The 22,894-nt window shown below is 54.2% G+C and carries 19 protein-coding genes; 6 read left to right on the forward strand and 13 right to left on the reverse strand.

The features are described from left to right. Positions 1-55: 55 nt before the first annotated feature. The gene (gene yejK, locus OCH02_RS01210; RefSeq protein WP_261429345.1) at positions 56-1,066 is read left to right on the forward strand and encodes a nucleoid-associated protein YejK; all 1,011 of its coding nucleotides are present in this window, start codon (positions 56-58) and stop codon (positions 1,064-1,066) included. An 84-nt stretch (positions 1,067-1,150) separates the two neighbouring features. Here yejK and rplY read toward each other — a convergent pair whose 3' ends face one another. After that, positions 1,151-1,435 (reverse strand): 50S ribosomal protein L25, encoded by a 285-nt coding sequence (rplY, locus tag OCH02_RS01215; RefSeq protein ID WP_261108634.1) that lies wholly within the window; start codon positions 1,433-1,435, stop codon positions 1,151-1,153. 206 nt (positions 1,436-1,641) lie between these two features. After that, the gene (locus OCH02_RS01220; protein ID WP_261429346.1) at positions 1,642-3,399 is read right to left on the reverse strand and encodes a DEAD/DEAH box helicase; all 1,758 of its coding nucleotides are present in this window, start codon (positions 3,397-3,399) and stop codon (positions 1,642-1,644) included. A 309-nt stretch (positions 3,400-3,708) separates the two neighbouring features. On the opposite strand from OCH02_RS01220, the gene rsuA reads away from it, so the two are divergent. The 3 genes from rsuA (at position 3,709) to OCH02_RS01235 (ending at position 6,621) form a co-directional block, all read left to right on the forward strand. Further along, positions 3,709-4,422, forward strand: a complete 714-nt coding sequence (gene rsuA, locus OCH02_RS01225; protein ID WP_017893452.1) for a 16S rRNA pseudouridine(516) synthase RsuA — start codon at positions 3,709-3,711, stop codon at positions 4,420-4,422. 21 nt (positions 4,423-4,443) lie between these two features. Then, complete coding sequence (locus tag OCH02_RS01230; protein WP_261429347.1) at positions 4,444-5,670, forward strand: Bcr/CflA family multidrug efflux MFS transporter; 1,227 nt, start codon at positions 4,444-4,446, stop codon at positions 5,668-5,670. Between the two features lie 606 nt (positions 5,671-6,276). After that, entirely contained in the window at positions 6,277-6,621 is a 345-nt protein-coding gene (locus OCH02_RS01235; RefSeq protein WP_135317298.1) for a YejG family protein, read from the forward strand. Between the two features lie 9 nt (positions 6,622-6,630). Here the strand turns inward: OCH02_RS01235 and yejF are convergent, their stop codons facing one another. From yejF to OCH02_RS01275, 8 genes are all read right to left on the reverse strand, one after another. Then, complete coding sequence (yejF, locus tag OCH02_RS01240; RefSeq protein WP_261429348.1) at positions 6,631-8,223, reverse strand: microcin C ABC transporter ATP-binding protein YejF; 1,593 nt, start codon at positions 8,221-8,223, stop codon at positions 6,631-6,633. Position 8,224: 1 nt separating this feature from the next. Next, the gene (locus OCH02_RS01245) at positions 8,225-9,250 is read right to left on the reverse strand and encodes an ABC transporter permease (protein ID WP_261429349.1); all 1,026 of its coding nucleotides are present in this window, start codon (positions 9,248-9,250) and stop codon (positions 8,225-8,227) included. After that, positions 9,247-10,341, reverse strand: a complete 1,095-nt coding sequence (locus tag OCH02_RS01250) for a microcin C ABC transporter permease YejB (RefSeq protein ID WP_261429351.1) — start codon at positions 10,339-10,341, stop codon at positions 9,247-9,249. Before OCH02_RS01250 ends, OCH02_RS01245 begins: the two co-directional genes overlap by 4 nt. 10 nt (positions 10,342-10,351) lie before the next feature. Further along, positions 10,352-12,160: an extracellular solute-binding protein gene (locus OCH02_RS01255; protein ID WP_261429353.1), complete on the reverse strand. Its 1,809-nt coding sequence runs from the start codon at positions 12,158-12,160 to the stop codon at positions 10,352-10,354. 89 nt (positions 12,161-12,249) lie between these two features. Then, positions 12,250-13,836, reverse strand: coding sequence for a cyclic di-GMP phosphodiesterase (locus tag OCH02_RS01260; protein ID WP_261429354.1), 1,587 nt, complete (start codon positions 13,834-13,836; stop codon positions 12,250-12,252). A 340-nt stretch (positions 13,837-14,176) separates the two neighbouring features. Continuing rightward, positions 14,177-14,752, reverse strand: a complete 576-nt coding sequence (gene mepS, locus OCH02_RS01265) for a bifunctional murein DD-endopeptidase/murein LD-carboxypeptidase (RefSeq protein WP_135317292.1) — start codon at positions 14,750-14,752, stop codon at positions 14,177-14,179. 414 nt (positions 14,753-15,166) lie between these two features. After that, the gene (locus OCH02_RS01270) at positions 15,167-15,871 is read right to left on the reverse strand and encodes a phosphatase PAP2 family protein (protein ID WP_261429355.1); all 705 of its coding nucleotides are present in this window, start codon (positions 15,869-15,871) and stop codon (positions 15,167-15,169) included. Positions 15,872-15,922: 51 nt separating this feature from the next. Further along, the gene (locus tag OCH02_RS01275) at positions 15,923-16,897 is read right to left on the reverse strand and encodes a CobW family GTP-binding protein (RefSeq protein ID WP_261429356.1); all 975 of its coding nucleotides are present in this window, start codon (positions 16,895-16,897) and stop codon (positions 15,923-15,925) included. 296 nt (positions 16,898-17,193) lie between these two features. Between OCH02_RS01275 and OCH02_RS01280 the strand changes: the two genes are divergently transcribed. Beyond that, on the forward strand, positions 17,194-17,502 hold the full coding sequence (locus OCH02_RS01280) for a type 1 fimbrial protein (RefSeq protein WP_261429357.1): 309 nt from the start codon (positions 17,194-17,196) through the stop codon (positions 17,500-17,502). A 194-nt stretch (positions 17,503-17,696) separates the two neighbouring features. Here the strand turns inward: OCH02_RS01280 and OCH02_RS01285 are convergent, their stop codons facing one another. After that, positions 17,697-19,178 carry a mannitol dehydrogenase family protein gene (locus OCH02_RS01285; protein WP_261429358.1) on the reverse strand — a complete coding sequence of 494 codons (1,482 nt, stop codon included), beginning with the start codon at positions 19,176-19,178 and terminating at the stop codon, positions 17,697-17,699. Between the two features lie 337 nt (positions 19,179-19,515). Here OCH02_RS01285 and uxuA point away from each other — a divergent pair, with 337 nt between their 5' ends. Then, positions 19,516-20,709 (forward strand): mannonate dehydratase, encoded by a 1,194-nt coding sequence (gene uxuA, locus OCH02_RS01290; RefSeq protein ID WP_261429359.1) that lies wholly within the window; start codon positions 19,516-19,518, stop codon positions 20,707-20,709. Positions 20,710-20,841: 132 nt separating this feature from the next. On the opposite strand, the gene yeiP is transcribed toward uxuA, so the two are convergent. Continuing rightward, positions 20,842-21,414 carry an elongation factor P-like protein YeiP gene (gene yeiP, locus OCH02_RS01295; protein ID WP_261429360.1) on the reverse strand — a complete coding sequence of 191 codons (573 nt, stop codon included), beginning with the start codon at positions 21,412-21,414 and terminating at the stop codon, positions 20,842-20,844. A gap of 128 nt (positions 21,415-21,542) precedes the next feature. After that, complete coding sequence (gene mtr, locus OCH02_RS01300) at positions 21,543-22,787, reverse strand: tryptophan permease (protein WP_261429361.1); 1,245 nt, start codon at positions 22,785-22,787, stop codon at positions 21,543-21,545. Positions 22,788-22,894 lie beyond the last annotated feature (107 nt).

Here is a 22,894-nt window from a genome sequence, read left to right on the forward strand (position 1 = left end):
GCAGGCTGGGGCCTTCAGTGATTGAATACGCGCTCAAAGAACAGGAGGATTTACCATGAGTCTGGATATCGACCAGATCGCTCTGCACCAGTTGGTCAAACGCGATGAGCAAACCTTGGACGTGGTGCTGCGCGATTCACTGCTGCCCACCAATGCCGCGGTGGAAGAGATGATGGAAGAGCTGCATCGTGTCTATAGTGCCAAGAGTAAGGCTTACGGCCTGTTCAATGAAGGCAGTGAGCTGGCGGATGCATTGCGTACCTGCCGTAAAGAAGATAAGGACTTCCTGGCCTTCAGCCGTGCGGCGACCGGTCGCCTGCGCGATGAGTTGGCCAAGTATCCCTTTGCCGAAGGCGGCGTGGTGCTGTTTGGTCAGTACCGCTACCTGGCGGTGGAGTATTTGCTGATTGCGGTGCTGAATAGCCGCAACAGTTCGCGTGTTAACGAAGAGCTGGATATCAACACCACCCATTATCTTGATATCAACCATGCCGACATCGTGGCGCGCATCGATCTGACCGAATGGGAAACCAATCCGGAGTCGACCCGGTATCTGACTTTCCTGAAAGGGCGGGTGGGCCGCAAGGTGTCCGATTTCTTTATGGATTTCCTGGCGGCGGCCGAAGGTCTGGATACCAAGGCGCAAAACCGGGGCTTGCTGCAGGCGGTTGACGATTACTGCGCCGACGCGCAGTTGGATAAGAATGAGCGCCAGTCGGTACGTCAGCAGGTTTACAGCTATTGCAACGAACAGTTGCAGGCCGGTGAAGAAATTGAACTGCAGGAATTGTCGAAAGAGCTCGCGCCCGTGGGCGAGAAAGATTTTCTGCAGTTTTCCAGCGAGCAGGGTTATCAACTGGAAGACAGCTTCCCGGCCGATCGTGGCACGCTGCGTCAGTTGACCAAATTTGCCGGCAGCGGCGGTGGCATCAGCATTAACTTTGATGCGATGCTGTTGGGGGAGCGAATTTTCTGGGATGCGGCTACCGATACGCTAACTATCAGAGGGACGCCACCGAACCTGCGCGACCAGTTACAACGTCGTTTGAACAGCGGCAATAAGTAATTTCACCGGATCTCAGACAATAAAAAACGCCGCAATTGCGGCGTTTTCTACTTCGGCGTCCCGAAAGGTTCGATTTCGTTGCGATTAAACGCGACGGAAGTCGATGTGAGCCAGTTTCGGCTTGAACGGGTGACGCTGTACAGCCTGAACTTTCACTTTGGTTTCTTTACCGTCGATAACCAGAGTTACTGCTTCGCTGTAGAATTCTGGTTTGGATTCCATGTTCTTAACAGAATCATGGTCCAGTTCGATGGAAACTGGAGCTTCTTCGCCACCGTAAACGATAGCTGGGAATTTGTTGGCAACACGCAGGCGGCGGCTCGCACCCTTACCCTGGTCTTTACGTACTTCTACATTGATAGTGAACATTGTTTTTTCTCTAAAAAGAAAATTTACCCTGCTACAGGCGACCCAGTAGCAAGTTCGATTTACCCGTCGCCTTCCAGACCGCAGCCTGTCTTGCGTAGGGTATAACCTGCTTTAGCACCGGGCGAACCCAGGCAAAGCGGGCGGCAGTTTAACGGAAAGCCGTCCGCAGGGCAATGGAAACCTGCCCGATTTGCCTGCTATCAGGATCAATACAGCTCGTTGGCACGGCGGAAGCGGCCTTGATAATCGAACACTTTTTCCCGTACCTGCCAGAACTGTCCGCGTTTGCGTGCCACTACAAAATCCGGATGGCGCAAGGCCGCTTGCTGGGCCAGCACGTCGCCAGCGGTTTGCCAGGCAAAAGGGACCCCTGGCGCACGCTGATGCGGGCGCAGGAACAGCATGTCGAAGGCTTTGCGCTGCGCCGGGGTCTGTAGCCGGAAACGTTCACTGGTGCTGGTGCCATCTTCGTCGTAATAAGTGGCTTTCAGCCACTCGCCTTTTTCATCACGGCCGCTTTGCAGCTCCATGCCGCCACAGCGCAATACCAAAGCGTCTTTCAACTTCAGCGCTGCCTTTAGCATATCGTCAGGGTCGACCAAGACTTCCTGACACTGATGACAGCGGCGGGCGGCAATGTCATTTTCAGCGCCGCAATGCGGGCAAATCTTGAAGCGGAAGCGGTAGTCGCATTGCTCGCGATGGCCTTCATCATCCTCCAGCCAGCCCTGGCAACGGCGACCGTAGTGTTCGATGATATCGCCGTTTTCGGTGCACTTGCCCCAAAACAGGTTGGCAAAGCCGCAGCCGGGGCAGAATACCTGTACCGGCTGACTGTCGCTGTGTGGCTTGCTGGCCCCGACCTCCGGGGTAAACAGGTCGTGCGGGTTACCGGCGTAGTCGAGGATCAGGCAATCTTCTTTGCCGGGGGCCAGCCGCAGCCCACGCCCGACGATTTGCTGATACAGGCTGACGGATTCGGTTGGGCGCAGAATGGCGATCAGATCGACATGCGGTGCATCAAAGCCGGTAGTCAGTACCGCCACGTTGACCAGGTAGCGCAATTGCTGTTGTTTGAAAGCCTCAATCAGCGCATCACGCTCGGCTGCGGGCGTTTCGGCGCTGACCAGCGCGGCTTCTCCGGGCGGCAGCAGGCCGTGAATTTCACGGGCGTGCTCAACGGTGGAGGCGAAAATCATCACTCCCTTACGCGTTTCGGCATATTCAACGATCTGGCTGATGATGTGCGGCGTAATACGATTTTGCCGTTTCAGTTCACGGTTCAGGTCGACTTCACTGAATAGGCCGTTGCTTCTGGCCTCCAGACGGCTGAAATCATACTGTACAATCGGCATATCCAGCCTTTCCGGCGGTACCAGAAAGCCGTTTTTGATCATATAGCGCAACGGCAGTTCATAAATACAGTCACGAAACAGACTGTTGGCATCGCCACGGGTAAAACCGTGATAGTGATACTGATAAATCCAGCCTTTACCCAGCCGGTAGGGCGTGGCGGTCAGGCCCAGCAGCCGCAGTTGCGGGTTGGTTTTTTGCAGATGCTGAATAATCTGCTGGTACTGGCTCTCGTCGTCATCGCTGATGCGATGGCATTCGTCGATAATCAACAGCGAAAACTTGCCGTCAAACAGTGGCAGGTTGCGCGCCACCGATTGAACGCTGCCAAATACCACCTTGCCGGCGCTGTCTTTTTGCTGCAGCCCGGCGGCAAAGATATCGGCTTCCAGCCCGTAGGCGCGGTATTTGGCGTGGTTTTGCGCCACCAGTTCTTTCACATGGGCGAGCACCAATACCCGGCCACGTGCGCGCTTCGCCAGCTCGGCGATCACCAGGCTTTTCCCGGCCCCGGTTGGCAGCACGATCAGCGCCGGTTGTGGGTGCTGACGGAAATGTTTGATGGTGGCTTCGACCGCTTCCAGTTGGTAGGGGCGTAGTGTAAAGGCCATAAATTAACGCCGTGGGTTGAGAAGGGACGCCGGAAACAGGTTTTGTAACATCTGTTCCCACAAAAACCGTGACATTTTACTCCCCTGATGGCTAAAAAATTTCTATTATTATGCCTTCTGAGCACCCATGGTGCGAGAAGCGCGGAAATTACCTCTGTCAGGGGGCCGTTTCCACCGCTATACTTGCGTGACAGTAATCGCTGTTTCCCCCTCTTCGAACCTGCCCTGTTGCACCTGGTGCAACGGTGGGTGTCATATTTTAGCAATACGATCAATGCGATCATAACAACGACAGGCAAAGCAGATTCAATGCGACTGGACAAGTTTTTATCTCAGCAGTTAGGTGTTAGCCGTGCGCTGGTAGCGCGTGAACTTCGGGCAAAACGCGTCACCGTAGACGGTGAAGTGGTGAAGAGCGGGGCACTGAAACTGACTCCGGAGCAGGAGGTGACGTTTGACGGTAACCCACTGCAACGCCAAAACGGCCCGCGCTATTTTATGCTCAACAAACCGCAGGGTTACGTTTGCTCCACGGACGATCCCGATCATCCGACGGTGCTGTATTTCCTCGATGAGCCGGTGGCCTACAAGCTGCATGCCGCCGGTCGCCTGGATATCGATACCACCGGCCTGGTGCTGATGACCGACGACGGGCAATGGTCGCACCGCATCACTTCACCCAAGCATCACTGTGAGAAAACCTATCTGGTGACGCTGGAGCATCCGCTGGCGGAAGATACCGCGCAGCAATTTGCCGAAGGCGTGCAGTTGCATAACGAAAAAGATCTGACCCGGCCTGCGCAACTGGAACAAATTGAAGACAAGCTGGTGCGCCTGACCATCAGCGAAGGGCGTTATCACCAGGTGAAACGCATGTTCGCAGCGGTTGGCAACCGGGTTCTCGAGCTGCATCGCGAACGTATTGGCGCCATCGTGATGGATGAGGATCTGGCAGAGGGCGAATATCGTCCGCTGACGGAAGAAGAAATCGCCAGCGTCGGTGCCCCGCACCTGCAAGATTAATTCATTACAAGATTACGGCTGATGAAGGAGTCGTCGAACGTGTTACAGAACCGGTCATCTCACCTCGGTTTGATTTTTATTCTGGGTCTGCTTTCCATGCTGATGCCGCTGGCGATCGACATGTACCTGCCCAGTATGCCGGTGATTGCCAAACAGTTCGGCGTCGAGTCGGGCAGCGTGCAGATGACGCTCAGCGCCTATATGCTCGGCTTTGCCCTGGGGCAGTTGTTCTACGGGCCGATGTCGGACAGCATTGGCCGCAAGCCGGTGATCCTGTGGGGTACGCTGATCTTCGCTATTGCCGGTGGTGCCTGCGCGATGGCGCAATCGATCGACCAATTGATCAATCTGCGTTTCCTGCATGGGCTGTCGGCGGCGGCGGCCAGCGTAGTGATTAATGCCCTGATGCGCGATATGTTCACCAAGGACGAGTTCTCACGCATGATGTCGTTTGTCATCCTGGTGATGACCATTGCCCCCTTGCTGGCGCCGATGATTGGTGGTGCGCTGCTGCTGTGGTTCAGTTGGCATGCGATTTTCTGGACCATGGGCGCCGCGGCGCTGATAGGTTCACTGCTGGTGGCGTTCTTTATTAAAGAGACGCTGCCGAAAGAGCGGCGGCAAAAATTCCATCTGCGTACCACGCTGGGTAACTTTGCTTCCCTGTTCCGCCATAAGCGCGTGCTGAGCTATATGCTGGCCAGTGCCTTCTCCTTCGCCGGTATGTTCTCGTTCCTTAGCGCCGGGCCGTTCGTGTATATCGAACTGAATCATGTTTCACCGCAGCACTTTGGTTACTATTTTGCGCTGAATATTGTTTTCCTGTTCCTGACAACGCTGGTTAACAGCCGTAATGTACGGCGGTTGGGCGCGATCAAAATGTTCCGTCTGGGGCTGTTTGTGCAGTTGGCGATGGGGTTATGGTTACTGGCGGTGAGCGCTATTGGCCTGGGGTTCTGGGCGTTGGTGCTGGGCGTGGCCGTTTATCTGGGATGTATCGCCATGATTTCCTCAAATGCCATGGCAGTGATCCTGGACGATTTCCCGCATATGGCAGGTACGGCGTCTTCACTGGCCGGCACCTTGCGATTCAGCATCGGTGCATTGGTGGGGGCGATACTGGCAATGGCACCCGGCAAGAGTGCCTGGCCGATGGTTTCCTCAATGGCGCTGTGTAGCATTGTTGCGGTGTTGTTCTATCTGTATGCCAGTCGGCCACGACAAAAATCCTTGTCTGATACCCCCTAGTCTTTTCTTCCCGATCCAGGCTCAGCGTTATGTGGGGCCTGGGTGAAATATCCCCTTCGGCCCAAGCCTGCTCTGAAATCCAATGGCAATGAAGACTTTGTTGCTAAACATAAGTGCGCTAATTAAATCCCCTGCGCGCTATCTGTATTCTTTTTGTTAAAAAAATGCGCTGCCTGCTCAGGAAAATAACCCGCCTATCCGTTATTTTACTGGGCTGATGCCAGTGAGTAATTTGTTTTAAGGTCATTTATAGTCAACGGGTTAGCTTGTTGGCTGCTGTTGTGGTGCGAGGCTGAATGTTTCCTCAATGTAAAATTATGACGAGCAATAAGTAACCGTATTGCAAGAAAAAAGAGTTGAGATCGCGGCGGGAAAGGGTTACATATAACGCAAAAATGCGAGCTGAGTCGCAAAATACTGTGAAATGACCCCAAAGGGCGTCACTAAAACCGCAGGACATCAGCGAGCGCAGGGAGCGAGTTAACCATTTGTGATGTATTTTACATTTAAATAACATTCATGAGGGGCAGAGTCGGGCGTCAACGGCTATAACTTAGTTACCCTGTCAGGTAAAAAGTGTTTCATTTTTCAAACTAGGGATTTCATGTGGAAAGTATCCAACTTTCGGTAGTGCATCGCTTGCCGCAAAGTTATCGTTGGCTATCAGGTTTTACCGGCGTCAAGGTTGAACCGATTCCGCTCAGCGGAATAGACGAAGATAACAACCTGATTGGTCTGAAACTGCTCAGCCATGAGGGGGCTGACGCCTGGCAGGTGATGCAACAGCTTAATCTGTCTTTGCAGGAGATCCAGGTCGACTGCGCCATCGTAGAGTGGGAAGGGGAACCTTGCCTGTTTGTGCATCGCTGCGATGAAAGCGCCACCATGTGTCGGCTTAAAAATGTGGGTGCCGCTATTGCCGAGCCGATGAGCGCTCAATATCCTTTCTGAATTCCGTCGCTAATCCGCCAGCTGTAACAACTGCTGCGTATAAGCGGCGGCCGGTGAGTTAAAGATCGTCTGGCAGTCACCTTGTTCAACCACTTCCCCCTGTCGCAGCACAATCACCTGATGACACAGTGAACGTACCACCTGCAAATCATGGCTGATAAACAGATAGGCCAGCCGGTGGCGTTGTTGCAGCGATTTCAGCAACGTCAGGATTTGTGCCTGTACCGATTTATCCAGTGACGAGGTTGGCTCATCGAGGATCAGCAACTGGGGTTGTAAAATCAGCGCACGTGCGATGGCGATGCGTTGGCGCTGACCACCGGAAAACTCGGTGGGATAACGGTGGCGCAGGGCGGGATCCAGCCCCACCTCCTGCAATACTTCGATCACCCGCTGCTCTCGCTGTTCAGCGCTCAGTTTCTGGTGTACCTCCAGCCCCTCGGCGATGATTTGCAGCACATTGAGCCGGGGATTAAGCGCGGAGTAGGGATCCTGGAACACAATCTGCATCTGGCTGCGGTACGGCAGCATCTGCTTCATGCTGAACTGGTGCAACGGCTGGCCTTTAAACCACATCGACCCCTTGGCGCTAAGCAAACGCAGTAACGCCAACCCGGTGGTACTCTTACCGGAGCCGGACTCGCCCACCAACCCGACGCTTTCCCCGGCCTTTAGCTCAAAGCTCAAATCTTTCAGTGCATAATGCTGACCCACAGTGCGCCGCAGTAAACCGCGCCTGATTGGGAAACTGACCTGCAGGTTTTCTACCTTCAGCAACGGGGTGGCGTCAGTCGGCAGCGGCAGCGGATCGCCCACGTTCTCTGCCGCCAGTAATTGTTGGGTATAGGGGTGTTGCGGCCGGCTAAACAGGTTGCTCCGGCTGCTTTGCTCAACGCATTGCCCCTGGCGCATGACCGCTACGTTATCCGCCAGGCGGCGGACAATATTCAGGTTATGGGTGATAAACAGCAGCCCCATGCCCATTTCTTGCTTCAGTTCTTTCAGCAACAGCAGAATTTGCGCCTGAATGGTGACATCGAGCGCGGTGGTGGGTTCATCGGCAATCAGTAGCTTGGGCTGGGTTAACACCGCCATGGCGATCATCACCCGCTGGCGCTCGCCGCCGGAGAGCTGATGCGGGTAGTCTTTCAACCGGCCTTTGGCATTGCGAATACCTACGCGATCCAGACATTGAATAATTTCACCGCGAGCGGCGTCACGCCGCATACCGCGATGCAGCGCCAGAACTTCCGCCAGCTGTTTCTCAATGGTATGCAAGGGATTGAGTGACACCATCGGCTCTTGGAAGATCATTGAAATCTGGTTGCCGCGCACCTTGCGCAGGTCGGCCTCAGGCGCATGCAGCAACGAACTGCCGTTGAACTGGATATCACCGCCGGTATAGACCACCGGTGGTGAAGGCAGCAGGCGCAACACCGACAGTGCGGTGACGCTTTTTCCCGAACCGGACTCGCCCACCAGTGCCAGCGTTTCTGCCTTTTCTATCTGCAGTGAAAGCCCACTGACGACCTGATTCAGTTGGTCACCCTGGCGGAAAGCAACGCCGAGATCCTGAATTGAAAGCAAAGGAGTGCTAGCCATATCAATGTGCCTTGCTGGGGTCAAAGGCGTCGCGTACTGCTTCGCCAATAAAAATAAGTAAAGACAGCAACACCGCCAACACCAGGAACGCGGTAATGCCAAGCCAGGGTGCCTGCAGGTTGTTTTTGCCCTGAAGCAGCAGCTCGCCGAGCGACGGAGAACCGATCGGCAGGCCAAACCCCAGAAAATCAAGGGAGGTCAGGGTGGTGATGGATCCGCACAGGATAAACGGTAAGAATGTCAGCGTCGCCACCATGGCATTGGGCAGCATATGCCGGTACATAATGACCCGATCCTGTACCCCCATGGCACGCGCGGCGCGGATGTAGTCGTAGTTACGGGTGCGCAGGAACTCGGCGCGCACTACGCTCACCAGGCTCATCCAGCCAAACAAAATGGTGATGCCGAGCAGCCACCAGAAATTGGGTTGTACGATACTCGACAGCAGAATAATTAAAAACAGCGTCGGCATACCTGACCACACTTCAATAAAGCGCTGACCCCACAAATCCACACGTCCGCCGTAGTAGCCCTGAATGGCACCGACACAGACGCCAATCACGCTGGAAAACAGCGTCAGTGTCAGCCCGAACAGCATCGAAATACGAAAGCCATACAGCACGCGGGCCAGCACGTCGCTGCCGTTACTGTCGGTGCCCAACAGGTTTTGGCGCGAAGGGGCCGAAGGGAAGGGCACCTCGGTGGCAAAGTTGATGGTGTCGTAACTGAAGCGAATCGGTGGCCAAACTGCCCAACCGTGGCTGTCGATCTGCTTTTTAACGAACGGATCCTGATAGTCGGTGGCGGTATTGAGCTCACCGCCGAAGGTGGTCTCGCTGTAGTCGATAATAAACGGCAGGTACAGCTTACCCTGGTAACGCACCAGTAGCGGCCTGTCGTTGGCGATCAGGTTGGCCCCCAGGCTGAGGATAAACAGCACCAGAAAAATCCACAGTGACCAATAGCCACGGCGGTTGCTGCAAAAACGTGCCCAACGTGCCTGATTGATCGGGCTTAAGCGATTCATTGGCGGGCCTCGAAATCAATGCGCGGATCGACCAGGGTATAGGTGATATCGCTAAGGATATTCAACAGCAGGCCAATCAGGGTGAAGATATACAGCGTGCCAAACATCACCGGGTAATCGCGCTGTAGAGTGGCGTCATAGCCCAGCAACCCCAGCCCGTTGAGCGAGAACATCACCTCGATCAGCAATGAGCCGGTGAAAAACATGCTGACAAAGGTTGCCGGGAAGCCGGCGATCACCAGCAGCATGGCGTTGCGGAACACGTGGCGGTAAAGGATCTTGTTCTCGTCCAGCCCTTTGGCGCGCGCGGTGACCACATATTGTTTGCGGATCTCATCGAGGAATGCGTTTTTGGTCAGCATGGTCAGGGTGGCGAAGCCACCAATCACCGTCGCCAGCACCGGCAGCGTGATATGCCACAGGTAATCGGTGATTTTGCCATACCACGGCAGGGTATCGAAATTGCTGGAAACCAGACCGCGCAACGGGAACCAGTCGAGGTAGCTGCCACCGGCGAACAGCACAATCATCAAAATAGCGAACAGGAAGGCCGGAATGGCATAGCCGATGATAATCAGGGTGCTGCTCCAGGTATCGAAGGCACTGCCGTTATGCACGGCTTTGCGGATCCCAAGCGGGATCGACACCAGGTAGATAATCAGCGTACTCCACAGCCCCAGCGTGACTGATACCGGCAGACTATGACCCACCAGCTGCATCACCGATGCGCCACGGAACAGACTGTCACCGAAGTCGAGGCGCATGTAGTTCCACAACATGGTGAAATAGCGCTCATGCAGCGGTTTGTCGAAGCCATAGCGCTTGGTGATCTCGGCGATCACCTCGGGATCCAGCCCGCGTGAACCACGGTATTGGCTATCTGTCGCGCTGCCGACACCAATACGTGCGTGCCCCAGACCTTCACCGGAACCGCCACCGCCGAAACCGCTGCTTTGGCCCATTTCGATAGTGGCAATAGCCTGATCGACCGGGCCACCGGGAGCGATCTGCACGATAAAAAAGTTAATGGTGATGATCGCCCACAGGGTGGGGATAATCAGCAACAGTCTGCGAATCAAATAAGCCGCCATCGCAGACCCCTTATTGTTGTTGAGTCGGCAAACGCGCCGCCTTGTTGACGTCAAACCACCAGTTATCGAAACCAATCACGTAGGCCGGACGAGTCGACGGCGTAGAGAATTTGTCCCAGTAGGCATAGCGGTCGTGATTGGAATACCACATCGGCAACATATACCTGTTCCAGGTCAATACCCGATCCAGGGCGCGCCCCAGCGGCAGCAGGGCTTTTTCGTCGCCCTGATGTGCGGCTATCTGCCTGACCAGGCTATCGACGGCGGGATCGGTGACGCCGGGAGTATTCCAGCTGGAATTAATGTATCTGGAGTCCCAGAGCGTCTCAAGACTTGAACCAGGGAACGGCATTGCCATATAAACCGTCGGCATCATATCGAAATCACCGTCGCGCATGCGTTTGGTGAATTGGGATATGTCGATTTCACGGATCTGCATATCAATGCCCAGTCGTTTCAGGTTGTGCTGAAACGGCAAGACGTACTGGAAGTTGCTGCCGCTCAGCAACATCAGTTCGAAGCTGAATGGCTGGCCGGTTTGACTGTTCACCAACTTTTGGTTTTTGACTTCCCAGCCGGCCTGTTTCAGCAACTGAGTCGCTTTCAGCAGATTTTGCCGATCGTTGCCGCTGCCGTCAGAAGACGGCGGCTGGTAGATACTGGTGAATACCTCCGCCGGCACCTTGCCCTTTAACGGCCCCAGCAGCGCCAGTTCGGCCGCATCCGGGTAGCCGCTGGCAGCGTAGGGGGTGTTCTGGAAATAGCTATTGGTTCGTTGGTAGGCGTTGTAATACAGTGCCTTATTCATCCAGTCGAAATCGAAAGCCAGCGTGAGCGCTTCGCGCACCCGAGGATCGGCGAACAGAGGTCGCCGCATATTGAAGGCCATCCAGCGGGTGTTTTGCGCCGACTGATTGGTTTCATCCTGTTTGATGATGTAATTGCGAGCGAAATTGCCGCCCTGGTACTGAGTTGCCCAGCTTTTGGGCGAGCCTTCTATGCGGAAGTCATAGGCACCGGCCTTGAAGGCCTCCAGTGCGACTTTGTCGTCCAGATAGTAGTCGTAGCGGATGCTGTCGAAGTTAAAGCGGCCGCGGTTGACCGGCAGGTTGGCGGCCCAATAATTGCGTACCCGTTGATAAGTGATGTATTGGCCGAGTCGATAACTGGCGATCTTATAGGGGCCACTGCTCAGCGGCGGGGTGCTCAGTGGCTCGTTCAGCTTGTGATCTTTCCAGAAGCTCTGCGGCAAAATGGGCAGGCTGAACAGCCCGAGCAACTTATCTTTATCCGGCTGTGGAAATTCAATGCGAACCGTCAGGCGTGAGATGGCCTTGACCGATATGCCCTTATACGCCACGCGAAACTGCGGTACGCCTTCGGTCATAAACTTGGTAAAGGTAAAGGCCACGTCGGCGGCGGTGATGGGCGTGCCATCGTGGAAGCGGGCGCGCGCATTAATATCTACTTCTACCCAGCGCATATCGGCCGGGAAGCGGGCAGATTCGGCTATCAGTGGATAGTAGCTGCCGATTTCATCGTCTGAAGTAGTGAACAGGCTGTCGTACAGCGCATCGGTACGCTCGCCGGGAACGCCACGTGGCGCATAGCGGTTAAAGTTGTCGTAGGTGCCAATGGCTGCCAGTCGCACGTCGCCACCCTTGGGTGCCGCCGGGTTGACGTAGTCATAATGGCTGAAATCGGTGGCGTATTTCGGCTCACCGAGCTGGGCGAAAGCGTAACTTTCATTGAGGGTTTCGGCCTGCAGGCCAAAACTCAGTGCTGAGAGCACCAGGGCAGCAAAAACGCGCACGGACATCTTGACGGTAAGCTCCTGCTGTTAAGTCGATTAAATCTGGGGCAGCATAACATTTACTGCCGTTCCGCAGAGTAAAGAAGTTAAAAGATTCAGTTCGTTAGCGCCTGATGGTCCATGACCGTATGGGCATTGCAGAAGGTAACAAAATTATCGATGCTCAGTGGCTTGCTGAAATAATATCCCTGCATAAAGTTAACGTCCTGTTCCTGCAGGAAGTGCAACTGCTCGGCGGTTTCCACGCCTTCGGCCACGGTTTGCATTTTCAGCTTCTTGGCCAGTGAAATGACGGCGTCCAGAACCGGGGCGGTGACCGTATCCCGGCCGATAGAGTTGACGAAGCCGCGGTCGATTTTCAGATAGTCCATGCTAAAGCGTTCCAGATAGATCAACGCGCTATGGCCGGTGCCGAAATCATCGATGGCAATTTCAATGCCTTGCTGATGCAGCCAGTCGAACTCGGCCAGAGCACTGCCTTCTTCTACCATCCCGCGCTCGGTAATTTCAAACACCAACGTGAAGTAGTTACCCGGCAATTGCGCCAGCAGTTCGTACACGTCGTGGTGGAAGGACGGGGCACTGAGATGGGAAGGGGAGATATTCAGGCCAAGTTTTGCTCCCTGTGGCAAGGCCGTTGCCAGTTTGGGGGCGTCTTCGGCAATCAGACGGAACAGGTGGCGCGTCAGCGGGACAATCAAGCCTTCGCTTTCGGCATAGGGAATAAACAGATCCGGCGGAATACGTCCTTCGATCGGGTGTTGCCAGCGGATCAGCGCTTCCAACCCGGCGATGGTGTCGGTTTTGGTATGAAATACCGGTTGATACTCGATAAAGAATTCGTTGCGTTTGATGCCACGCATCAGTGCGCGCTCTGGGCTTTGGCGCAGCAACAGCGTGTAGTAACACAACACGCCGATCATTAAGGACAGCACCAGACTACCCAGCAGAGTCAGGCGGATATCGTTGGGCGTCAGTTTTTGGTTATAAAAAATAATGATCATCGGGGTGCCGGCGATGGAAATGCGGTCGGCCTTTTCATCCGGCAACTGGTTTACCGGCATCAGGTTTGGACTAAAACTGGTCAGGGCGCGATCGCCCAGAACAATGGCGACGCCCTGGGTCCGATCGGTGCTGGTGCCAAACATCTGTTGGGGCATCAGGCCAATATCCAGGGTAGCCAGTATGCCGGTGTCTTCTTTGCCTTGCTGACGCAACCAAACGGCAACCGCCGGTTTTCCGGGAACCAGTGGGGTGCCCTGCTGCAGTTTGAGATCCAGCCGCTGCTGTTGGTCAATTTCCGGGTAGATATTTTTTAACGCCAGCATCATGTTGCCGGTAGCGGAAGAGCAATAGGCAAAGCCGTTTTTTACCAGCATAAAGGTGCGCACGCCGGAGTGAAATGCCGCCTGAAAGGTAAGTTCCGGCTGGCTGGTTGCGCAGGAGCGTTCGGTCAACGGCATCAACTGTTGCATGATTGCCGTCAGCCCATTAAAGGTCTCGAGGGTGAGTTTCTGCGTCCGTTGCTCTACCGCACGTTGATATTGCGTGCGCTGGTGGCTAATCAAAGAAAGCGTAATAGCCATAAAAAGGATAAAAAATACCAGGGCCACGATGCTGCTTTTAGCCAGGCTGCGTCGTCTGTGCGAGACGTGGCGTGCAAATGCCCTTTTCAAGCCCATAAACCTGCCCCCTGAGCACGGCGTATCAATTTTTTTTTGTTATAGAGTGACTGGCTAATATATCGCAATGACGGTGTTGCAGTCATTATTCATCGTTTATCTACTGGCTGATAATAGTTTAAATTCGGCATTACCGCTGTTTTCCCATTTGCCGATAATAGGTGTGTTTTTCATCGTTGGCATAGTTCACTCCAATAATCTTGTGAAATATAAAGTGGCAATGTTGAAAACATCGCGAGTTTATAATGGGAAGACTGGAGAGGGCAGCGCAAAAAAAAACGCTGCCCGGAGGCAGCGTTCTATCGCTCGTTTGGTCTTCAGGACAATCAAGGTTGCACCGTCAGCTGCTGGTTAGCACCCGGCGGGCTTCGCGATAACGTTTATTCCAGTAGTTATCGCTCAGTTTCGAAATCATCACGCCGCTGCTGGTAGAGGCATGAACGAATTGATCGTTACCTAAATAGATGCCGACGTGGCGTCCGGTAGAGCCGGCGCGGAACAGCACCAGATCGCCAGGACGCAGTTTGGTGCGCAAGATTTTCTTGCCGAGGTCTTCCTGTTCGTAGGTAGAACGAGGTAAGTCCATGCCAAACTGTTCGCGGAAAGTGCGCTGTACAAACGCCGAGCAATCGATGCCGCGTTTGGTTTCACCGCCTAAACGGTAGCGAACGCCTTTCCAGTCTGCATACTGATCCATAATTTTTGACTTAACGTCAACGTTACGGACCATGGCTTCGAATTCATCCTGAGAGGCTTGCAGTAAAAGACCATCTTTGTCATTAACTGCACGCATCTCAGTTTGTGCGTTATTCAAGTTCGAAGTGTGTGTCGTGCTACATGCGGAGAGCATTACCGCTGCGGCAATTGCAGGTACTACCCGCAAAAAATATCTCAGAAACGGTTGAGATTTGACCATTGTTATTGTTTTCCCTTGAAGTCCTTAACGACGTCAGTCGCTACCTGAAAAATGCCAAACGGAACGAGACTAATCTGCACCTGCTTTATCGACAATCAGATACCACTTAAAATGTGCTGGAACGCACATTTTTAGAGGATTTGATGCTGAGTCGAGTTAAACCAGGCACAAACGCATCCGAGATTACCGTAACGGATTGGGGATTGCGAGCCTTTTTCCACCCTTTTATATATGAATTTGTGATGTAACATAATGTAAATCTTCATATAAAAAACGCTGATAGTCTGTTGTGTTGGTTTTGCGTGAAATTAGGTGACAGAAGCGTTAACGCGGTGATGTGCAAATAAGCAGGAAGCGGTGGGGAAGTCATCAGGAGGCCGGCGGCCTCCTGCAGGTCATAACTGTGGGTTATGGCTATACTGGGCGATGCTTGCCGGGCAGCATACGGTTCAGACGCAGGATCAGCACATCGCTGAGCGGGGTCATCAGGCACCAACTGGCACCGACCAGAACCACCGATAGCGAACCTACGGCGATATCCGTAAACCAGTGGGCGCCAATCATCACTCGCGGCAATGAAAACACCACCGTAATCAGCAGCGCGACGGCAAACGCGCGGCGGTTAAAGTAGCGCAGCATAAAACAGGAGAAAATCATCAGCATCATGCCGTGATCGCCAGGAAAGCTGTCGCTGGAGGCGTCTTTGGTCGGAATACCGGTCAGTTCACTGACGCGGTTAACATTATCAAAACTCAGCGACGGGCTGGGGTGCTTGACCGGAAGCAGGTGCCCAAGCTGGTTCAGCACCACGCCGGTCAGCAGCATGATAACGCCGGTTACCAGCAAACGACGACGCCCGGCAGCATCCTGTTGCAGATAAAAGCACAGGTACAGCAGCCCCATGGCAACCAGTGAAATCACGTCAAACGCGCGGTTATTGGTGATAGCCACCAGATGCAGGAATCCGGGGTCCGTTGCCAGATGACGATTAAAAAAGAAGAAAATCGATGAGTCCAGAGTAAACCAATAGCCGTGGTTAACCGGCAGGTACCAGGACAGAAACAGCGCAATGCCCAGTAAATTGAAGAAGATGATGAAGGCTAAATTGCGGCGAGTCATGGCATAACCTGTTGTAAGTCTATAAATAAAAGGGTGCTAAAGGTAAAGATGTCAACTTAAACGAATGTTAAACAGCTTGGATTGCAGCGCGTTCCAGTCTGCGTTATCGCTGTGAATCAGTTCAATTCGGCTGTCCAGTGGTACGACAGGGCGCGTTTCGATGTTGAGGTCCTGCCCCTGGCGGTTGATCAACAGCGTGCCTTCAGCAATGCGTACCACGCCTTTGGCGCGTTCGACCGGTGCCAGCCGTATCCATTCCATAATGCCAACGGTATCGAACACCGTGTCGGCGTCAAAGATCCAGCCACAGCTGGTAAATCCCTGCCCTTGATTGAGCGCGCGCCGCCAGCGTGAGGTTTCCGGCAAGCGCAATGCGGCCAGGCCCGGTGTTTTACTGTGACTATGATGCTGCTGAGCATTCGGTAATTCTGTGCGATTCGTGCGAGGCAGGTCCAGCAAGGTGGCATCCGCCTGGCCCTGTTGAATGTGATAAAGCGGCCGCTGCAGGGGATCCTGCTCTGCCCATTGCTGCAGGGCCAGTAGATCCTGCGGCTGATAGGTGTCGCTTTTGCTGGCCAGAATAACGTCGGCCGCCGCCAGTTGATCGCGGAAATTTTCGTTTGCTAAATAGCGCGGTTCGCTGAGCTGGCGTGCATCCAACAGGCACAGGGTGGCCTGTAGATCGATCCAGCCGGCATAGCTGTCCTGCGTCAGCAATGACAGAATTTGTTTCGGGTGGCCCAGACCTGTGGGTTCGATCAACAATCGGTCGGGTTTACTCTGTTGCAGCAGCATATTCAGCCCGACCTGCATCGGCAAGCCGTTCACACAGCACATGCAACCGCCAGGGATCTCCTTTAACACCGCACCGCTGTCTGCCAGCAATGCGCCATCGATACCAATTTCACCAAACTCGTTCACCAGCACTGCCCAGCGCTCATGTTCTGGTTTGTTAGCCAGCAGGTGACGAATGGTGGTGGTTTTACCGCTGCCGAGGAAACCGGTGATCAGGTTAGTTTTGGTCATGAATTATTCCTGATGTTAATAATATTTGTTGAACGATAATTAAACTGCGCTATTCCAACCTGCGCCAGCTCACAAATTTGGCAGGTTAAGGTGCGATATTTAACCGGTTAAATTCACGATAAGTTGTCGGAAAATTCTTAGTAAAAACCATGAATTAGCCATGGATACTTATTGTTAGTAGCTTGTTTTTTCTTTGTTAATTGCCCGATTAGCTCTCAAATAATTCCTCTGACCTTGCGATTATTCTTAAGAAGATCCTCTATGGTTAAATTGGCTTAACAAAAAATGAGGTTGCCATGAATGTCTTTCGGTTATTTTTGATCGCAGGAATGTTGTTTTCATGGACGGCAGCAAGCTATGCAGGCACCACTGGCGGGGTTGTTCGTTTTGTTGGTTCTGTTGTGGAAAGTCCCTGCACGGTGAACATCGCTGATTCAACGGCCAATACGCAATGTTACCGCAATGGGCAGCACTATCAAGGCCAACAGACGCTGTCAAAATTTGATGCTACACGCAAAGAACTGCCACTGAATTTAGGTTCGACCGAGATGAAGTGGGTAGATCAGCAGAAACAACTTGCAGTAATGACGATAGTTTATCGTTAAGTCGTTAGGCCATGCCGGACAGTTTATCCGGCATGGCCATTTCCCCGTCGCCTTTCAAGTTACAGCGTTGTTACCTGCACTCGCTCACCCCAGTTACTTACTCAAGTAAGCGCCTGGGGATGAGCGAGCTTGGCACCTAGCTGTAATTTGAAATTCATAGGGGATATATTTTATCTTTTACATCATTGTCAGCGCTACGCCAGTTGAGTCGACACCCAGTTCTGCACCGTTTGTCGCGCCCCGCGATCGCGCAGGGACAGATAGGCACGGGTAACCGCCGCCACAAATTCCTCATTAGCCGGCAATTGTTCACCAAAAACGGCTTTCAAGCCTAACAGAGCTTTCACGCGTTGTTCATCGTCCGGCGTTGCGGCTACCGTCTGTTGCAGCGTTGTCAGCAGCGGATCGCGGATATCAATCGGCTGACCGGCATCATCCACGCCGCCGACATAGCGCATCCAGGCCGCCACGCCCAGCGCCAAACCGGCATAGCTGCCGCCATGCTGCAGATGCCAACGAACCGAATCCAGCATCCGCTGCGGCAATTTTTGTGTGCCATCCATGGCGATTTGCCAGGTGCGGTGTTGCAGCGCTGGATTGCTGTAGCGTTCAATCAACTGCGCGGCATAGGCGGCCAGATCGATACCGCTGACGCTGAGCGTCGGTGCCTGCTCGGCCAGCATCAGGTGGTGTGCCGCGCGGCGATAAGACTCGTCGGCCATACAGTCGTTTATATACTGATATCCCCCCAGATAACCCAGATAGGCCAGGAAGGAATGACTGCCGTTCAGCATGCGCAGCTTCATTTGTTCAAAAGGCAGTACATCCTTTACCAATTGTGCACCGGCCAGTTCCCAGGCTGGACGGCCTGCGACAAAATTATCCTCCACCACCCATTGGATAAACGGCTCGCACGCGATGGCGCACTCATCGCGTACGCCGCCCAGTGCGGCAGCCACTTCATCGAGCGTTTCCGGGGTGGCCGCAGGAACAATGCGGTCGACCATGGTACTGGGGAAGCTGACCTGGTGGGCAATCCAATCTGCCAGAGCGCCGTCACGCGCCTGTGCCAGGCCGATGATCGCGTTGCGAAGCACATGGCCGTTTTCGGGAATATTATCGCAAGAGAGCAGGGTAAAGGCGGGCAGGCCGCGTTCCAGGCGCAGGCGCAGGGCTTCTACCAGAATGCCGGGCACCGTGATGGGTTGAGCGGGGTTGGCAAGATCGGCGCGGATCCCCTGGTGTTGCAGATCCAGTTTCCCGCTGCCGGGTTCGATGCAGTAGCCTTTTTCGGTGATGGTCATTGAGACGATGGCGACCTGCGGCTCCGCCAGTTTTTCCAGCACTGCACCGATCCCCTCCAGTTTGCGGTGTACGCTTTCATGCACTGCACCAATCACCACTGCCTGATTCCCCGCAGCGCCTTTTTCCAGCACGCTATAAAGATGGTTTTGCTGACGCAGCGTCTGGAACAGAATATCGCCACCGAACAGGCTAATCTCACAAATCCCCCAGTCTCCCCCCTGGCGGTTCAATACCCGGTCGGTCAGCAGTGCCTGATGGGCGCGGTGAAAGGCCCCGAATCCAATGTGCACCATGCGACTTTGTAATGTGTTGCGGTCATAGCGCGGTTGCTGGACGGCGTCGGGAAGCGGTGAGTTGGCGATAGTCTTCATGCATGGCTCCAAGCTGGGTAAAGGGTGCTGGCCGGGAACTTTTAAAAAGTTATCAGACCAGTTTTGCGAATGGGAAACGGCGCGGCGCTTACCTTTTTCGCATGCGTTCTCTGCCGCCAGTGTAAGGCTGTAAAGGGGCTAATAACATTGTTCAGCCCAAAATAAGCCAGAACCGTGAAGTGGATCAACCAATCAGGGTTTCGCTTTTGACAGTCAGATGCGAAAGAGTAAGGTGAAAGTTAACCGATATCTATTTAATTTTGGTATAACAAGATTGTCAGAACGGTACAATCTTGACCACTACCACAATACTGGGCGATTTTTACAAGGATAAATAATGGAACAAACATGGCGTTGGTATGGGCCGAACGATCCTGTCTCTCTTGACGATGTGCGCCAGGCTGGCGCCACCGGCGTAGTCACCGCCTTGCACCATATCCCGAATGGCGAGGTGTGGCCGATCGACGAGATCAAGGCTCGTCAGGCGTTGTTGGCGGAGAAAGGATTGGTGTGGTCGGTGGTTGAAAGCATCCCGGTACATGAAGAGATCAAAACCCACAGCGGTAACTACCAGCAGCACATCGCCCATTACCAGCAATCGTTGCGTAACCTGGCGGCCTGCGGTATCGACACCGTGTGCTACAACTTTATGCCGATCCTCGACTGGACGCGTACCGATCTGGAGTATTTGCTGCCCGATGGGTCAAAGGCGTTACGTTTTGATCAAATTGCCTTTGCGGCTTTTGACTTGCATATTCTGCAACGTGTGGGGGCAGAGCAGGATTACACGCAGGAAGAGCAACAGCAGGCCGCCGCGCGCTTTGCTGGCATGAGCGAGGCGGATATCGCCAAATTGACCGGTAATATCATCGCCGGGCTACCGGGGGCTGAAGAAGGGTATACGCTCGATCAGTTCCGCGCCCGTCTGGCCGAGTACGACGCCATCGACAAGGCGCAGCTGCGTGAGAATATGGCGGTGTTCCTGCGCGCCATTGTGCCGGTAGCGGAAGAGGTCGGCGTGCGCCTGGCGGTACACCCGGACGATCCGCCACGGCCGATCCTGGGCCTGCCGCGCATTGTCTCGACCATTGAAGATATGCAGTGGTTCAAGCAGACGGTCGACAGCCTGTATAACGGTTTCACCATGTGTACCGGCTCCTATGGGGTGCGTGAGGATAACGATCTGGTGCGGATGATTGAAACCTTTGGCGACCGTATCCATTTCACCCATCTGCGCGCAACCTGCCGTGAAGATAACCCGAAAAGTTTCCATGAGGGCGCGCACCTGCAAGGCGACGTCGATATGGTGGCGGTGATTGAAGCGATCCTCAGTGAGGAACAGCGTCGTCATCAGGCGGGTGATACCCGGCCGATACCGATGCGTCCCGATCATGGGCATCAGATGCTGGATGACTTGAAGAAAAAAACCAATCCGGGTTATTCGGCAATTGGTCGTTTGAAAGGGCTAGCGGAACTGCGCGGTGTCGAGCTGGCGCTCAAACGCCGTTTCTTCCCTGAATTGCCGTTGTGAAGTGGGAATAAAGCCCAATGGATTTTACGCTGCAGCTAGGCGGCAAGAGCCCAAATCCCCAGGAGCTTACATCGGTAAGTGACTGGGGTGAGGGCTAGTAGCCAACAACGCTGCAGTGTGAAAGACGAAGGGCTAGTCTGCGCGGCTCATATAGCGGCGCTCCGCAATATGAATGCGGATTTTGTCACCGGCGCTGAGATATTCCGGTACCTGAATGGTCAGGCCGGTCGCCATGGTGGCCGGCTTGTTGCGGGCACTGGCTGAGGCACCTTTGATGCCCGGTGCGGTGTCGACAATTTCCATATCCACGGTCTGCGGCAGCTCCAGCGCCAGTACCTGGCCTTCCAGCGTCAGCACCTGCATACCCGGCAGGCCGGCTTCAGGAATGAACAGCAGTTCGTCTTCGATCTGCTCTTTCTTGAAGATGTAAGGGGTGTAATCCTCGTCATCCATAAACACGTATTCTTCGCCATCGATGTAAGAGAAGTTCACCTTACGGCGGGATAGGCTAATGGTGTCCAGAATATCGTCGCCCTTGAAACGCTCTTCTACCTTCAGCCCGGTACGGACGTCCGAGAAACGCATTTTGTATAAGGTGCTGGCACCGCGTGCGCTTGGGCTCTGCACATCAATGTCTCTCACCAGCAGCAGTTTGCCGTTGTAGCTGATCGCCATGCCACGCTTAATTTCGTTAGCCTTTGCCATATAAAATAACCTGCAATAAAGAGTTTTTGGGAAGTTGCGACAAGTTACTCGCGCCGATGATTTCAGGCAAGCAGATCAAGCAAAACAGTGGCGGAAAAAGGGGACGGCGAATGCCATCCCCCGCGGTATTACTTGAAGACCGGCAACAGACCCAGCAATGCCAGCACGTGTGCGACGGCGTTGATCACCCCGAACAGAATGATAAACAGGATCATCCCCCGGCCACCGGGAGCGCGATATTGCGCCTGGGCAAAGCGACGACGACTGGCGCGAGCCATCATGGCCGGTACGATCACCGCCCAAATGGTGGCCGCCAGCCCGGCGAAGCCGATGGCATACAGGAAGCCGTTCGGGAACAGCAGGGCGGCTATGGTCGGTGGTGCAAAGGTCACCAACGCGGTTTTACTGCGCCCGGCGGTGTCATCACTGAATTTGAAGAAGTCAGCCAGATAATCGAACAGGCCAAGAGAGACCCCAAGGAACGAACTGGCCAGTGCCATATAAGAGAAGGCGCTCAGCAGTTGGCCCACGGTCTGGCTGCTGGAGACGTTACCCATTTGTTTCAGCAGGCTGCCGATATTGCCGCCTTCGGCAATCACCTGCCGGAAGGCATCGCGGGCGATATTGCCCTGGATCACATACTGCCACAGGATATAGATCGCCAGCGCCAGCAGCGTGCCGTACACCAGGCTGCGCACCACGGCACCGCTGTCCTTGTGATAATACTTCACCAGTCCCGGCACATTGCCGTGATAGCCGAACGAGGTTAACAGATAAGGCAGCGCCGCCAGGGCGTAAGGCAGATAGCTGGCCTGGCTGTCGTCGCGGTTGAATAAGACTGCCGGTTGCACATGAGTGAACATATCGCCCACCGACATCACAAAAGTGATCACCATGCCGCCGATCAGAATGGTGCTCAGACGATCGACCGCGCGGGTGGACAACCAGACGATAAACGCCACCACGATGGCAAACACCAGCCCGGCGGTGGTCTGCCCGACGCCGACGATGCCTTCCAGCGTGTGGGCGATAATTGAGCCACCGGCGGAAATATAGGCATAAGTCAGGATGTACAACACAAAGGCGATGGAAATGCCGTTAATGGCGTTCCAGCTTTTACCCAGCAGATCCTTGACGATGGTATTGAAACTGGCACCGCTCGGGTAATGCAGTGCAGCCTCGAGGATCATCAGGCCAGAGATCAGCATGCAGGCCCAGGTATAAATCAGCAGCGCGACCGAGCCGCTGAACCACACGCCAGAAGTTACAATAGGAATGGAGAACATGCCAGCGCCGACGGCGGTGCCTGCAATGATCATCGCGCCGCCAAGGACCGAAGGGCGGGAAAGCTTCTGGATGGTGTCCGCGGACATTTTTGCTCCTGAGTGGCCATGGCGGCCGTAAGTTCTTTTGTACTAGCTCAATGGTACATGTGTGGTTGACGCATGTAAAGCCGTGAATATGCTTGTTTCATGCATTA

It is taken from the genome of Serratia quinivorans (genome assembly GCF_946227985.1).
Taxonomy (GTDB): Bacteria; Pseudomonadota; Gammaproteobacteria; order Enterobacterales; family Enterobacteriaceae; genus Serratia; species Serratia quinivorans_A.